Source organism: Psychrobacter immobilis (genome assembly GCF_904846175.1).
Classification (GTDB): domain Bacteria; phylum Pseudomonadota; class Gammaproteobacteria; order Pseudomonadales; family Moraxellaceae; genus Psychrobacter; species Psychrobacter immobilis_E.
The window spans coordinates 249,945-265,814 of sequence record NZ_CAJGZM010000002.1 but is presented as its reverse complement, the minus strand read 5'-3'; the positions used below and the strand labels follow the sequence as shown (position 1 = coordinate 265,814).

At 42.2% G+C, this 15,870-nt stretch carries 13 protein-coding genes; 1 reads left to right on the top strand and 12 read right to left on the bottom strand.

Annotated features, from left to right (window positions below; genetic code table 11):
* Nucleotides 1-113: 113 nt before the first annotated feature.
* Nucleotides 114-1,112, bottom strand: a complete 999-nt coding sequence (rluF, locus tag JMW39_RS03655; RefSeq protein ID WP_201543933.1) for a 23S rRNA pseudouridine(2604) synthase RluF — start codon at nucleotides 1,110-1,112, stop codon at nucleotides 114-116.
* A 415-nt stretch (nucleotides 1,113-1,527) separates the two neighbouring features.
* Between rluF and JMW39_RS03650 the strand changes: the two genes are divergently transcribed.
* A complete protein-coding gene (locus JMW39_RS03650) occupies nucleotides 1,528-2,523 on the top strand; it encodes a diaminopimelate dehydrogenase (RefSeq protein ID WP_201543931.1) in 996 nt (331 codons plus the stop codon).
* Between the two features lie 197 nt (nucleotides 2,524-2,720).
* On the opposite strand, the gene JMW39_RS03645 is transcribed toward JMW39_RS03650, so the two are convergent.
* The 11 genes from JMW39_RS03645 to JMW39_RS03595 all read right to left on the bottom strand — a co-directional run bounded on the left by JMW39_RS03645 (nucleotide 2,721) and on the right by JMW39_RS03595 (nucleotide 15,478).
* Entirely contained in the window at nucleotides 2,721-3,434 is a 714-nt protein-coding gene (locus tag JMW39_RS03645) for a DUF6977 family protein (protein ID WP_201544287.1), read from the bottom strand.
* 459 nt (nucleotides 3,435-3,893) lie between these two features.
* Complete coding sequence (tehB, locus tag JMW39_RS03640) at nucleotides 3,894-4,460, bottom strand: tellurite resistance methyltransferase TehB (RefSeq protein ID WP_201543929.1); 567 nt, start codon at nucleotides 4,458-4,460, stop codon at nucleotides 3,894-3,896.
* A gap of 40 nt (nucleotides 4,461-4,500) precedes the next feature.
* Nucleotides 4,501-5,166 carry a glutathione S-transferase gene (locus tag JMW39_RS03635; RefSeq protein WP_201543927.1) on the bottom strand — a complete coding sequence of 222 codons (666 nt, stop codon included), beginning with the start codon at nucleotides 5,164-5,166 and terminating at the stop codon, nucleotides 4,501-4,503.
* Between the two features lie 317 nt (nucleotides 5,167-5,483).
* Nucleotides 5,484-6,119, bottom strand: coding sequence for a hypothetical protein (locus JMW39_RS03630; RefSeq protein ID WP_149489158.1), 636 nt, complete (start codon nucleotides 6,117-6,119; stop codon nucleotides 5,484-5,486).
* A 344-nt stretch (nucleotides 6,120-6,463) separates the two neighbouring features.
* Nucleotides 6,464-7,048, bottom strand: coding sequence for an alpha/beta hydrolase family protein (locus tag JMW39_RS03625; protein WP_201543925.1), 585 nt, complete (start codon nucleotides 7,046-7,048; stop codon nucleotides 6,464-6,466).
* A 57-nt stretch (nucleotides 7,049-7,105) separates the two neighbouring features.
* Entirely contained in the window at nucleotides 7,106-8,020 is a 915-nt protein-coding gene (locus JMW39_RS03620; protein WP_201543923.1) for a hypothetical protein, read from the bottom strand.
* Between the two features lie 755 nt (nucleotides 8,021-8,775).
* Nucleotides 8,776-10,821 carry a choline BCCT transporter BetT gene (gene betT, locus JMW39_RS03615; protein ID WP_201543921.1) on the bottom strand — a complete coding sequence of 682 codons (2,046 nt, stop codon included), beginning with the start codon at nucleotides 10,819-10,821 and terminating at the stop codon, nucleotides 8,776-8,778.
* Nucleotides 10,822-11,152: 331 nt separating this feature from the next.
* Nucleotides 11,153-12,853, bottom strand: coding sequence for a choline dehydrogenase (gene betA / locus JMW39_RS03610; RefSeq protein ID WP_201543919.1), 1,701 nt, complete (start codon nucleotides 12,851-12,853; stop codon nucleotides 11,153-11,155).
* 116 nt (nucleotides 12,854-12,969) lie between these two features.
* Complete coding sequence (betB, locus tag JMW39_RS03605; RefSeq protein ID WP_227679223.1) at nucleotides 12,970-14,496, bottom strand: betaine-aldehyde dehydrogenase; 1,527 nt, start codon at nucleotides 14,494-14,496, stop codon at nucleotides 12,970-12,972.
* Nucleotides 14,497-14,696: 200 nt separating this feature from the next.
* Complete coding sequence (locus JMW39_RS03600; RefSeq protein ID WP_149489153.1) at nucleotides 14,697-15,269, bottom strand: TetR/AcrR family transcriptional regulator; 573 nt, start codon at nucleotides 15,267-15,269, stop codon at nucleotides 14,697-14,699.
* A gap of 14 nt (nucleotides 15,270-15,283) precedes the next feature.
* On the bottom strand, nucleotides 15,284-15,478 hold the full coding sequence (locus JMW39_RS03595) for a hypothetical protein (RefSeq protein ID WP_201543910.1): 195 nt from the start codon (nucleotides 15,476-15,478) through the stop codon (nucleotides 15,284-15,286).
* Nucleotides 15,479-15,870: the final 392 nt, after the last annotated feature.

Here is a 15,870-nt window from a genome sequence, read left to right as displayed (position 1 = left end):
TTTGGTTACTAACCTACTTGACTGTACTACTACATCAAAATTATTCTCTACACAGGGACTACAATTTGGATGAGAATCGATACTTTTGAGTGTCGTTGCCACTACACATCAGTCTATCTTTTTGATGACCGCGAAGAACCTCGACCTTTTGCAGGACGCTTGCCACGGGCAGCAGGTTTTCCATTGCCAGCAGACTTCTTACCATCACCAAAGGGACGCCTATCTTTACCTTTAGAACCCGCTGGTTTTCTAGCATCATCTTTGGGATGTTTAGCATTCCCCTTTGCTGCATCCGTTGATTTTAAAGATACTTTTGACTTTGTCGGGGTATCAGTACCCGGTTTTTTTCGTGGCGTATTACGCGATTTCTTAGCCGCAGTATTGTCTTCCGAGGAAGAACTTTCTATAGATTTAAGTAAAGCAGATAACTCTTTTGGGGTTAAATCTCGCCAGTCTCCAACCGGAATACCCTTAAGGCTCACATTCATAATCCGTGTACGTTCAAGCTTCATGACTTCATAGCCAAAATGCTCACACATACGGCGAATTTGACGGTTTAAACCCTGTACTAGCGTGATATTAAACACGGTAGGCGCCACCTTAGTCACCGGGCATTTTTTCGTCATTCTCCCCAAAATAGGCACACCACCTGCTAAACCTTCAATGAAATTATCCGTTATCGGCTTATTTACCGTCACCACATAATCTTTTTCATGATTATTACCCGCACGTAAAACCTTATTAACCAAATCGCCATTGCTCGTTAAAAATATTAAACCTTGGGAATCTTTATCCAAACGCCCAATTGGGAAAATACGTACGCTATGTCCAACAAAATCAACAATATTGTTTTTCTCGGAGCTTTCTGTGGTACTCACGATGCCCACTGGCTTATTCAACGCAATAAAAATGAAATCATCTGCTTCTCGTGGCTCAATAAGCTGCCCATTAACTTTTACCGTATCTCCAGCAATCACTTGCGCGCCTACTTGAGCACGCTTGCCATTGACGTACACGTTACCTTGTTCAATAAAACGGTCAGCGTCGCGCCGAGAGCAAATACCGCTTTCGCTAATGTATTTATTTAAACGAGTCGAGGAAGTGTTAAACATAAAGTGCCATTTTCACCTAATAAAAAGCTTTTTGTGCTAAAAAAAAAGACTGAATTGAATGTATTATAAATAATGAGATGACTGACATTATATAGGAAATTCAGTGTCTATTTTAGGAGAGATGGCCAAAAACCTATTTCTGATCACCGAAAGTAACTTAGCTACTCATTGAGCCGTTAATATTATGTAAAATACATCCTTAAACACATCTCAAATTTAGTATGACAGCGCTCTATCACTTGCAATAATAATCATCTAAAATGGATGCCATTTATATAGACCATCAATTTATTACAGGGCAGATTACTGCAAACCCTTATTGCATAATACATATGAATTATATAGCTATGCTACTTGATACATGCCACATCAGCAGTAAGTGACTGTCCGCTCCACCAACGTAAGGCTAATCATAATGATACCAGTAATTAGAGTCGCCATCGCAGGTTACGGCAACCTCGGCCGCGGCGTCCAAGCCGCCATCAAGCAAAGTCCAGACATGCAATTAGTCTGCGTATTCAGCCGCCGAGATCCCGCCTACGTCACCCTAATTGACGACAGCGTACCCATGTACGCGATGGACGATGTCGCTCAATACAAAGATGATATAGACGTGCTGATTTTATGTGGTGGCTCAAAGTCTGATTTACCTGAGCAAGGCCCAAAGTTGGCTGCTTTATTTAATATCGTCGATAGCTTTGATACTCATGCTAGGATTCCTGAATACTTTGCAGCGCTTGATACGCCTGCCAAAAAAGCTAACAAAGTTGCCATGTTGTCTGTTGGCTGGGATCCCGGTTTATTCTCTATCAACCGCTTATACGGTGAAGCCATTTTACCGGTTGGTAAAACCTACACCTTTTGGGGCAAGGGCTTAAGCCAAGGGCACTCAGATGCCGTACGCCGCGTGGATGGCGTGAAATCTGGCGTACAATATACCCTTCCATCAGAATCTGCCATGGCACGGGTACGGAATGGCGAGCAACCAACGCTAAGCACCCGCGAGAAGCACACCCGCGAATGCTATATTGTGTTAGCAGATGGTGCTGATGCCGATAATGTACGCAAAACCATCGTGACTATGCCGGATTACTTTACTGACTACGATACCAAGGTGCATTTTATCGACGAACCAACGTTTGAGCGTGATCATCAAAAGATGCCGCACGGCGGTTTTGTTATTCGCAGTGGCGTGAGCGGTATGGATAATGAGCAGAATAACCAAGTGCTAGAGTTCTCATTAAAGCTGGGCAGCAACCCTGAGTTCACCTCTAGTGTGCTCGTGGCCTATGCCCGCGCCGCCTATAAAATGAACTTGGCAGGTGAGACTGGAGCGAAAACCGTACTCGACGTCGCACCTAACTTATTGTCGCCTAAGACACCTGCGCAGCTGCGTAGAGAGCTGCTATAAACGTCTGATCTAGACTAGAAATAAAAACTGAGCTAAAAAAAGCACAAGGCCATTAAGGTTCGGTGCTTTTTTTATAATCTGGTTTTTGGTGAGCTATGCTAAATAAAAAGTTGAAACCTTTCTACGTGATTTCTATATAATTTCTACGTGATTTAAAGCTCATTGATGATATATAAGAATTTTGCTTTATAAATCATTTAGACCCAACCCTCTTCCAAAAGCTGCTCGGTGTTACTCACTTTAAAATCATGATATAAGTTAAAAAACACCGTTGGATCTTCAATATTATCGAGCAACCCACGTTTATTGAGTGCGACAAACAGCGCCAGTGCATAAGCCGCACAATGGATAGATTTCTTAGGATTAAATTCACGATCGGTAAAAGCTTGATATTGCATGACTGCCTCATGCAGCTGAGGATTTTGCTTTAGGGCATTGACATACAGCCAGTCATAAAATGTAGTCAATGGCTCTACACTCCATTCCATGCCAAAATAATTATAGCCAATCAGTTCACCTGAGGTTATTAAACGCTCATCCTTTTTGGCTTGTCTTGGCGGCACTGTCAGCAAGTCAGTATAAGGGCCACCATCCTCAAAAATCATGCTGCTCTGAAAGGCGTTTTCGACACTATACGCTTGACCATCATGTTCATTGGTTAGCTTTAAGCTTAATGGACTGAGCGGAAAACTCAGTTTATTGCCAGATTTACTAGATAGCTCCAAGACATGACTAAAGCCATATTTTTTGCGAATGACTTGATGCATATCATTGATAGATTTTTTCTTTTGTCTACTTGCAAACCCCACGTGCCGCTCAAATCGCACCATGTCCGTTTTGACCAAATTTTCGCTATTGACCCTAGGCATAAATACCGGTCTGTGTTCTACCGCGCTTTGCATTTGTTCCATAGGGTTCTGTGTTTGTTGCATTACGATTTGCCTTATCTCTCAATTATCAATGGTCTGGTATAAATGTGTTTTCATAACTAGTATTCTATAGCTAGTTTTTTTCAATATAGTCAGTTTAATATAAAAAAGGTCGTTCAAAATAGCATTCTAATATAAGTTTTCTGCGCTATTGGATAGAACTGTCTACAGTCTCTTAAAAGCTTTATGATTAGTTTTAGGATGATTATGATACCCCATTAGCGGCAGTATTTCATAAAGGGATATTATTTTTTGCTTAACACGCTTTATAATAATGGCTTGCAGTGGTGTTATTAAGAGATAAGTGCTTGAACGTTATTATGCTTAAGCCATAAAAAAGGTAGTTAGCGCTATTTTTACTATAACGTCAACCACCTTTTTATTGACGACTTTACGGAATTGCTTAAGCAAAAATGACTGCTTAGAATTGTCTAACATTGTTTAACTGGGCTTACGTGCCAACATGGTCGCAAACTGTAATTGCGCGCCGTTGTGCATGGTACCGACATCTTCATTATATTTAATCAACTCCCAACCCTGATACATGTCGCGCAATTGACCTTCGTTTAAGGTAAATGGAAAATTAACGGGACATGGATACGCGGGCGTGCTCATGGCACAAACAATCAAATTATAACCCCCAGCCAGCGTACGCGCTTGCATATCGGCAATAACCGCAGCAACACGAGTAGGGTCAAGGAACATAAGGGTAACCGTGCAGCTGATAAAACCGTAATCTGCATCAAGGCTGGCACGATTAATATCGTATACTTCAGCTTTGATGTTTGTCAGCGCTTCTTGTTTAATAATATCTTGCAACATATTTACAGCGCTAGGATTGGCATCTATCGCCGTCACATTAAATCCAAGTTGGCTAAGATACAAAGCATTGCGCCCATTTGAGCAGCCCATGTCCAGCGCATTGCACGGTTCAATAATTTGGCACGCTTCTACGACTTCACTGTGAGCAGCATTCAAGCCGTAGTGGCTATTGAGATCAACGGTCATGGCAACCCCTTATATTTAATTGAGAGATTTTATCATAGCACTAATGACGGTTGATGAAAGCGGCAGGAAAAACCACCACGTCATCTTTTTCTTGCCACGGATGGAACTTAGTCATCGCTTGTAAAAAAAGCGGATGGGAGAGCCAGTCTTGTAGCCAGCGCTGTAAATTTGGATAAGGTAAATCGTAAAAAACATCGCGATTTACATGGGCGAATTGACGGACAAAAGGCATAATACCAATATCAGCGATGGTTATGCTCCCCCCTAACAAATAAGAATTTTTAGTTAATAACTCCTCTAAAAGCTGTAAAAATACTTCACCCTGTTGTCGATACTCTGTTTGGCTCATCTCGAGATGACGGTCGGCGTATTTGTAGCGATCAAGCCAATATTTAAACTCATTGTCGTTTTTATCAATCAGCGCATTCGCTTCAAGCAAAGTCTCTGCATTAAGCAATCCTTGCGAATCTTGCTGCGCAAGCGCCCATGTCATTATCTCTCTACTCTCTTCAATCACTGTCCCGTCTAAAAGCTGTAAAACAGGCACCGTACCCTTTGGGCTAATCGCTAGCATCTGTGGCGACTTATTTTTCAGCGTTATCTCGCGCAGCTCCACCTGCAGCTCGGCAAACAGTATGCCAAGTCGGGCACGCATGGCATAAGGGCAACGACGAAAAGAGTAAAGACAAGGATAAGAGGGAGTCATAGAGGTGTTTCGCAGTTTGATTAAAGTTAATAGCCTTATAGGTAAAAGCTATTATTTATTATAAAGGCACGTTTCGATTTTAAAAATGATTGTATTAGCCCCTTTGCTTGCTCATGATAGCAATGCCAGTAGTTGCCTTCAATGGTAGGTTTGATGCTTAAAAAGATAGTGCGTTAAGATCAGTGATGTTAATTAAGTTCACACCATACAAAAAGCCTCACTATCATAAAAAGTAGTAAGACTTGTGTTTAATCTAAAACATTATAAAGGCGGTTTTTTAGAATTATAAGATTATAAAATTAATATTGCTTAGGCTATTAAACACTTTTAGATTTTGGTAAGTCGTACTCGAATCTCTCGACTTCTTTATCTTGCAGTTCAATAATCAAGCGATAGCCTTTTATAGTGCCATCGTACGGTACATTAGCCCCACGCTCTTGATAATGCGTGCGGATACGCTCTTTAATAATGCTTTTACGCGCAGCTTCCTCTAGTTTAGCAAATCCAATTGGCAAATCTACATGAGTCCAAAGTGAAGCGCCCCAACGAGACAACCAATTTGCGTTACCATCAAAATTAAAATCAACATCGGCGTGTAAACGATATTGAGGTTGCGGCTTAGAACCCTGTGCTATCTCATCCTTAATCTGGGCGATATCTTCTGCAAATGGCTCATAAGGCAAATCGAGCACCAAAAATAGCTTGGCTAAAAACTCATCGGCGGTAAAGTATTTATCTCTATAGCTGCCATCAAGGCCAATATGTTTATTAGACAACACATGACGTAAGCGTTCACAGGCAGGCATGGTATGTTTTAAAGGGTAACCCATGGCTTTGACAATATCTTGCGCACGATATTCTAACGTATCTATTTGAGCGATGACGTATTGTGCGAGAGGATGACACGGCTGATAACGGCGAGTATATTTGGATGGATTGCTAGATTGGCTCATGATAGTGAAGACCTTAGATTCCTATAACTCCGACGAAAAATTATAAAATCAGGCACAAATGAGGATGTCGGAGTACAGGCTCATGCGCTTTACCAGGATTGTTTTATATCGTGCTGGAAGTTGCAAGGTTTGTACGCCGCCACCCATTGCAATTACGATAATTTGCAATAGCGAATGGCAATGACAAAACTGTTAAACCCACGATGAAGGACTCAATGATGATAGCACATCAGCTGATAGAAAATAAATACTGATATGTTTACTTATTCTTTAACAGGGCTTTTTGTTTACCCTTAAATACCTGCTTTTTCAGATTGTCTACTCTTTTAGGTTGAGCACGCGCTTCAGTCTTCACCATGATACGTCGCCTCATCCATCCAAACGATAGGGTCTTCACACAAATGTACCAAGTGATACCAAATATCACTGCTACGGGCGATACGGTGATGACCGCCGTCAAAATAATCGACTTCCCAGCTATCAGGCAGATTGACTAAGGTTCGTTTAGCGACCGCCACATCTAAGCTTTCATCGTCGACTTCCACCATGACTCGTACCATCTCAGAGTTTGAGGTCGGAAAAGACAATTTCATATCCGCCACTGCTGGAATACGATCTGCTAAAACCTCACTTGGATAAATACAAGGCGCAATCAATAGCGCCCGCAAGTTATATTTGTGGGCAAAATGATTGGCAAACCAACCACCAAGCGAGTGCCCTGCCAATACTACGCGTGGATACTCATGCATCTTCTCTTGAATTAAAGCGTCATAAATCTCAAATATTTCTACAAAATCATCTCGATAATTGACCGTTTGACAATATTTTGGCTCACGCGTAATACAAGTATATTTACTGGTCTCGCAACTCGAATCGAGACCATGGAAAAACAGTAAAAACGTGCCGTTATTTTCGATAGGAAACATCATAGCTTTCTCCTTTTTTCATTATTATTTAGATTTATTGTTATTAATCTGGCCAATTATTTAAACCGCTTTTTGATTGGCTATCTGCGCTTGGTATAAACTCAAAATCTCTGCACAAGCTTGCATTGAGATATTCTTTGCAAAACCTTTATCAAACCAAAAATCATAAACGGCTTGGACAATAGCTTTTACCGCCTCAGCATCTTTTGGCTTTTGCTCTTTTAATTTACGCGCAATATCTTTTGCCTGAATATCAGACTCATTATAGGGCGCACTCCAGCCCACACAATAGCGATAGAGCACATCATTAATGGCCAATATAAATATGGCTTCAGCCACACCATACTGATCGATAAATTGCTCTAACACCCAACAGCGCTCCTCATAAAGTGCAGGCTCTATCGGCATCTCATCATGCTCAGTCACACACTCACTACTCACTACGTGCGAGGGCTTGCTAAAATTCTCCCAAAGTAGTGGATAAGACCCGCCAATACCGCCCTTCTCCACCACATTAAACTGCCAAATACCATAATGCGTATCAATGCCCTTGTAAGGCACACTGATAAACCACTGCATCAGCGCATCGCTATCATAAATGATATGAATACTGCCAATAAGCACCCCTTGCTTGGGTAAAATGTCCGTGTATAAACTATCCATATCATCGCTATAAAGTTTTACTTTTTCCACGTTTTCAACATTGACATCACCAAGCTTAGCCCTCGCTTCATCTATGTTCCGGCACAGCCTAAACGGCGCGACAAAACTCAGTGTGTCATCAGTATTATTTACAAAATACACATCATCTTCATAATTATTTATTGAAACCGTCTCAAGATAAAATAATGGGCTTTTACGTACGCGCCCTTTCTCATCACTCGCCAGTGCCGTTATTCCAGACAGTTTTGCGCCATGCGACCACTGCACATTGTCTATCCGTTTTTGCTCAAATTGATACGTTAACTTTGTCATCGTCATATCCTTATTATTTTGATTTTAGTTTGCTCGTTGCAGTATTTTTCGTATTTTTTTTCTTGCTTTCTTATTTTTTGGTTTTTGTTAAGCGCAATTTTAAGCCAGCCGAGTCTATTTGCCATTTGGTTAAATGACATCATTAGCTATAAAGTAGAATAAGTTAATTAGTTTGGTTGCGTATAAGTTTTATGCTTAGCTGGTTTTTAGCCGCAGTTTTGCATTATCGTAAAGCTACTTTTTATCGTTATTACTCTTAAAAAATGAAAATTGAAGAGCATTTTTCTATTCAGTGTTTATGATTATCAATCAATATATTTTTTGGGGCTTAGGTTTGGATTTTTGCAGGCGAAGCGGTTTGGGAATAAACGAAAATAACATTGTTCAAAGGACATTATTAAAAATGCTTGCTAAAGACAACTCAGTTAAGAAGTGAAGCGTTGCGCTCCGAGGGTTAACGGTTTGTCATGTTATTTTTGCCTGACTCAATAACTATAATATAAAACCTGATGAAAATAAAGAGGCTAAAATAAGCCGCGCGACAACTGCTGTCGCTCAATCATTGATTATTAGATTTATCACTAGATTTCTCATTAAATTCACTATTCATTGAATCAGTTTATACAAAAAAAACCCATAAGCTGCATGCAACTTATGGGGTTATCTCTTGCCAAATTGTTAATCAAATATTTAAAATGTAGCACACAATATACTAGCGTTTGATGAATGATTTGATGAATGATTTGATGAATGAATTAACGTTCTAAATGGAGATACTGCATATGACATTCATACTGATGCAAAATATCGACCAGCACTTGCTCTTTAGTATAGCCAACTAAGTCATATTCTTGCGAGCCATCACTTAAAAATACCTCAGCGCGGTAATAAAACTCGGCCTGCTTGCTTGAAGTATTAAGTGTAAAGTTCGGACGCTCAGCTTTGATGAGATTGACTTCATAAATAAAATCATCTTCATCACCATGACCGACGCGCAGTTTTACCCCATCTATCTGACCGTCATCTTCATCCATCCCAGCATCTATATCTTTACCGATACTCGCCAGATTTCGGATATCCAATGAGGTTTTAAGACCACCATCTTTTAGCTCTTTTTCAACTTCAATCATAGCAGGCTTAACGACCGTTTGTAAAAAACGTTCGACTTGTTTATGACTGGGGAAGCTAACGATACGTTGCAAGCGCGCTTTCCAACCTTTACCACTATCGAGCACGTTTGCCGTGCCAACGGTACTGGCTTTGCGCTTATTGCCCTCTTCTTTTAATGAGTTCCACATAGCCATCATGTAAAGCACTAAAATAAGAGAGAACGGCAAACCGGCAATCACAGAGACGGATTGTAGCGAGGCAAAACCACCCGCAAATAATAGACCCAGAGTAATCAAACCTGTAGCTGCCGCCCAAAATAAACGTAACCAAACAGGTGCGTCGGTATCATTGGTCATACCTCTTGAGCTGAGGTTCGCAAGGACTAAAGCGCCTGAGTCAGCGGAAGTCACAAAAAATATCAGTCCAATAATCACGCCTGCTAATGAGAAAATATCGCTATAAGGGAAGTATTCAAACAAGGCAAACATACCCATCGCCGCGTCATTAACGGCGATTTCACCAAGTTCGGTGGCGCCATTGGCGACCAAATCTATCGCTGAATTACCAAAGATAGAGAACCATGCAAAGATAAAACCAAGTGGGATAAACATCACACCAAAGACGAACTCTCGCAGGGTACGGCCACGGCTAATACGCGCGATAAATAATCCTACAAAGGGTGCCCAAGCGACCCACCATGCCCAGAAAAATATCGTCCAACCTGACTTCCATTCGGCACCAGCCGTACCATCATAAGCATAGACATCAAAGGTCTTAAAAATAATGGTTTGGAAATATTGACCAATATTTTGGGTAAAGGTATTGAGCAAATAAACCGTATTACCCAGCACCAATATTGCCAATAGTAGCAGTATTGATGACAGCATATTAAATTCAGATAAACGGCGTACGCCTTTTTCAACGCCCGTCATGGCAGAGATAGCTGCAGCAATAACCACGCCTAAGATAATAAAGCTCTGCACCATTTTGCTAGATTCGATACCGAAAACATGAGTCAAGCCGGCATTGGCCTGCAATACGCCAATACCTAAGCTAGTGGCAATACCCATCAGTGTACAGACGACGCCAAAGGTATCAATACCATCACCAAGCCAGCCCTTTATTAAGCGCTCGCCAAAGATAGGTGTCAGTGGTGAACGTAGTGCCAACGGCATGTTTTTACGATAAGCAAAATACGCCAATGCCATACCGATTAGTGCATAAATACCCCAACCATGTAGACCCCAATGTAAAAAGGTCTGCGACAGTGCTTCACGCATCGCTTCTGCACTGGCAGACTCTAAACCAGTATGCGGCGTTAGATAGTGCATCAAAGGCTCAGAGGCACCAAAGAACAATAAATCAATGCCGATACCAGCGGAGAATAACATCGCCGCCCATGCTAAAAAGGGAAACTGGGCTTTTTCGTGGTCTTGCCCAAGCTTGATATCGCCGTATTTAGAAAAACCAACAAACAAGGCGAAAATACTATAAGCGGCAACCACCAGCATGTAATACCAGCCAAAGCTTTCTGATACCCATGCCATACTGGCGCTTAATAATGTCTCACTATAATCTGGAAACACAATCGTCCAGATAATCAATAAAATAGAAATAATAGCTGAACCTAAAAAAACCGTCTTATTTAGAGTCAGGGGTTTCGTCGCATCTTCTGATGGCGAGCTGTACATAAAAGACCTCAATAGGTAAATTAAACAGGGTCTGATATTGCTTTGTCCGTCATAGTTTTATGACTGATAGCCAGATGAAATATGTATCACCGCATGACGCACAAAGCAGTACCAATAAATAAGATTTGCTATATATAAACTGTTATTAACATAGCAAAGCAAACGCTAAACAGAGGCCGCCTTAAAGGCTCGACCTGCTTAACATGAGCGCTGATAAAAAAGACCTTTACTGTGAAAGGCCTTCTTTTTTGAAATTGTCTTATATTAGTTATTGTTTAATAGTTTGCTCAGTTTCTTAAACAATCGTTTAGATACTGATTTAGACAGTCTTTCAAACAACAGATTTATAAACGCGCATCGGCTCGGCTCTGAGCGGTGCGCCATTTGCAACGTAATAATCTACCGTCGAGCGTGGTAGCTGTATGCCACGCATCTTATCGACGATTTTTTCGGCCAGCATAATGGTGGTTGCGTTCAGGTTACCACTGATAATATTTGGCATAATTGACGCATCGACGACGCGCAGGCCATCGGTACCGTGTACCAGCCCTTCTCCATTAACCACCGAATCATTGCCCTCGCCCATCGAACAGGTGCATGACGGATGATAAGCCGTTTCGCTATGGTTACGGACATACTCGTCTAACTGCGCATCGGTCACCAAATCATCGGTTGGCGCGATAGCACGACCACGATAATGGTCAAGTGCTGGCTGATGCATAATCTCACGGGTGATACGCATGGCAGCGCGGAACTCTTGCCAGTCTTGCTCATGCGACATATAGTTAAATAAGATACTCGGATGCACACTTGGGTCTTTCGAGGTCAGCTTGACGCGACCGCGACTTGGCGAGCGCAATGAGCCCACATGTGCTTGGAAGCTATGAGATTTCACCGCACTGCGACCGTCGTAACGCACTGCTAACGGTAGAAAATGATACTGGATATTAGGATGAGTAAACTTCTCATCGGTACGGATAAAACCGCCACCTTCGAACTGATTTGACGCCCCAAGCCCTGTACCATTAAATAGCCATTCAGCACCAATCGCCGGCTTATTCCACCATTTATTGGCGGGCGCAATCGAGACCGGCAGCTTACATTCATACTGCATATACAGCTCTAAATGGTCTTGTAGATTATTACCGACCCCTGGTAAATCTAGAATCTCATTGACTCCCAAATCTTTAAGCCATTGACCAGGACCAATGCCTGAGCGTTGCAATAATTGCGGCGAGGCAATCGCGCCAGAAGATACAATCACTTCACGAGACGCATAGAATTTTTTGGTTTGACCTTGATGTGCGACTTTAACGCCCACAGCACGTTTGCCATCGAACAAAATCACATCAGTCAATGCAGCCGTTAAAATGGTGATATTGCTACGCGGTTTAGCACGGTCAAGATAACCGCGCGCTGTTGATGCGCGGCGACCATTTGGCGTCACAAAACGATCCATTGGCCCAAAGCCTTCTTGCTGATAGCCGTTTAGATCATCCGTACGTGGATAGCCAGCTTGCACGCCCGCTTCAATCATCGCTTCAAATAGCGGATTGACACCTGGCTTGGAGGTGGTTATTTCAACCGGACCGCCGACGCCATGATAGTCGTTCTCACCAGCGTCACTATCTTCTAGTTTTTTAAAATACGGTAGGCAGTCTGAATAGGTCCAGTCTTCTAAACCTTTGATTTTGGCCCAATCGTCAAAATCCAACGCATTGCCACGGATATAGCACATCCCATTAATCAGTGATGAGCCGCCCAGTCCTTTGCCGCGACCACAGTCCATAACACGGTTGTTCATATACGGCTCGGGATCGGTTTTATAGCCCCAGTTATAAGTGGTTCCTTGTAACGGCATCGCGAGCGCCGCTGGCATCTGTGTGCGAAAGTCTAAGCGATGGTCCGGACGACCCGCCTCTAACAGCAACACCTTAATGTTGGCATCTTCGGTCAAGCGGGTGGCCAGCACATTTCCTGCTGAACCTGCGCCAACGATGATGTAGTCATATTCAGGTGTGGTTGATGTCATAAAACGCTCCATAATATTAAAAAATCCATCATTTGATATCAGTAATGCGGTGTAAAAGGACAAATTATTCCTAATACGCCAACCTTACTGTTTTAAAACTCTTACCATGCAACTGATTAAAATACCGATTCAAACTTACCCAGCTCTACTTGGATAGATTTAGTCTGCGTATAGTGCTCAAGGGCTTCAATGCCATTTTCGCGGCCAATACCTGAATGTTTATAACCGCCAACTGGCATTTGCGCTGCAGACTCACCCCAGGTATTTAACCAGCAAATACCGGCTTCAATCTGCGCAATCACGCGATGCGCGCGGGTTAGGTCTGTAGTCACGACCCCTGCCGCCAAGCCGTATTCGGTATCATTGGCACGGCGAATGACCTCTTCTTCCGTCTCATACGTCAATATTGACATTACTGGACCAAAGATTTCCTCACGTACGATAGTCATATCATCGCTGCAATCTGTAAACACGGTCGGCGCGACAAATGCACCGTTGGCAAGCTCGCCTGTCGTGATACGTTCACCACCCGTTAATAAACGCGCGCCGCCCTCCTTTCCTTGCTGGATATAGCCAAGCACTCTGTCCATATGCGGGAAGCTAACCAATGGACCCATATTAATATTTTCATCCATCGGATCGCCAAGCTTGATACGCTTGACACGCGCTAAGATAGCTTCTTCAAACTTGACTTGTAAGGCTTTCGGGATAAAGACGCGTGTGCCATTGGTACAGACCTGACCTGTGCTATAGAAATTCGCCATCATCGCAATATCAGCGGCGGTATCGATGTCCGCATCATCAAATATAATCAGTGGCGACTTACCACCAAGCTCTAAGGTCACGTCTTTAAGAGACGATGATGCCGCACTCGCCATGACTTTTTTACCCGTTGGTACACCACCGGTAAACGATACTTTAGCGATATCAGGATGCTGGGTTAATGCTTCGCCGACTTGATAATCCCCTTGCACAATATTAAAAACGCCGTCTGGTAAGCCTGCTTCTGTGAAGATTTCTGCCAATTTTAGTGCCGTTAACGGTGTGACTTCTGATGGTTTGAAAATCATTGCATTACCAGCGGCTAATGCTGGCGCTGCCTTCCACATCGCAATCTGAATCGGATAATTCCATGCACCAATACCTGCTACTACGCCGAGCGGCTCGCGGCGGGTATAAACAAAGCTAGTATCACGTAGCGGAATCTGACGACCTTCAAGCATTGGTGCGAGACCCGCATAATATTCAACGACATCAGCACCGGTGACGATATCGACATATTTGGTTTCAGAGAGCGCTTTACCCGTATCTTTGGTTTCGAGCAATGCCAGCACATCATTACGCTCGCGCAATATGGCAACTGCGTTTAATAAAATGCGACTGCGCTCAACCGCTGTCATTGCCGCCCAAACCTTTTGGCCTTTTTGCGCCGCTTTTACCGCCTCATTAATCTGCTCATTAGTTGTTTGCTGAATGGTTGCTAGCACTTCACCCGTCGCCGGATTAATATCTTCAAAAATCGCTAAGGATTCATCGATAGCCAAATAACGACCGTTGATATAAGCGGTTTGTATTTGCTCTAAATCGATGATGTCTTTTAAGTTGTTCAGCTCTGTTTTTGAATCAATATTTGTAGCTGTCATAGGTTCTCCTATCGACGACTGGTAAAGGCTTTATCAAAAGCCAATACCAAATAATGTCGTCATGGGTTAAGTATTTAAAAAAATTTATATCGTCTATTTCTAAAATATTTTCTTTCAGTGTTTCTTTAAGTATTTCTTTGATAAACGCTTGAAGCGACGCATTTAAAGCATTGTTTTTGAATCAAAGGAAAACTAGCGTTTTACTCATGCTCAGGTTGGGTCATTTTTAGCAAACGCTCACGTAATGATTTTTTATCGGATATATTAATGCCGGAAAAATCAGAGAGCCAAATACCATCAGCGACCAGACGCACCATACATAGCGTTTCAGTATTATCAGTTGGTTTATGCTTATCTAATTGCGCATTTGACCACTCAGCCCACAGCTTGCGCAGCTCACTGTCCGCCAACATCAATACATATAAGGTTGCTTGATTATCAAACTCTTCCTGCCCTTTTTCGCCCAAGCTAATCGTGGCATTGATGTAGGCACGGGTAAACGAACCGTAAGGCACTGGGTCTTTGGCCATTGCCGTATCGACCTCTGTCTCAAACTTTTTCATCGCGTCATGGAATACTTCCAAAATCAAAGCATTCTTGGTGGTGAAATGATGCATCACCCCACCTTTGGTCACGCCAACTGCATCAGCCACCGCTTGAAAGGTAACTTTAGACAACCCTTGCTCTAGCGTGATGCGTGCTGCCTGATCAAGCAGCGCACGACGTACGATTTCTGGCTGTTTTTTACGTTTATAAGCATTTTCTGTTTTCATTTTTATCTCGATGTTCATGCACCAAAGAGTTTGAGAATAAGTTTGTCGCCACTATTGCTACTGTTGCCGCTTCCTATGCCATCAATAATTCTGACAATTTTGACAATGCTAGTGATAGCAACTAACACCGTATAACCAGTCTTTATTAAATATCTTGCGCCAAGCACTTGAAAAATAATGACTCTTGCAAGCTCGTCATAAGCTTTCATTAGTGATACTAAGACGCAGCTGTGGAGTTTCAGCTTTACGAAAGATATGGATTATTTATTTATCCTAAGCTCAAAAAGCAGTTTTATAAGGATACAGTTATCTACCGTACAAAAGAAACCACACGGTCGGTATTTTATAGAAATAATACAGCAATGTGAAGGGCTGGTATGTATCTGGGTTTTACAGAACACTATTCTAGAGAAAATCGTGTTAGAAAATACTATTCTAGAAGATGCTGATTTAGACCACACTGGCTTAAATAAAGCCGCATGGTCTAAATAGGTAGAGAAGTGAATGTTGAAGTTTTAAATCAAGTAGACTGATAGAGATTGTTAAGTATCAATCTTAGGCACTGGCAGTATCAACCAGCTATAGTAGAATTACTTTAAAA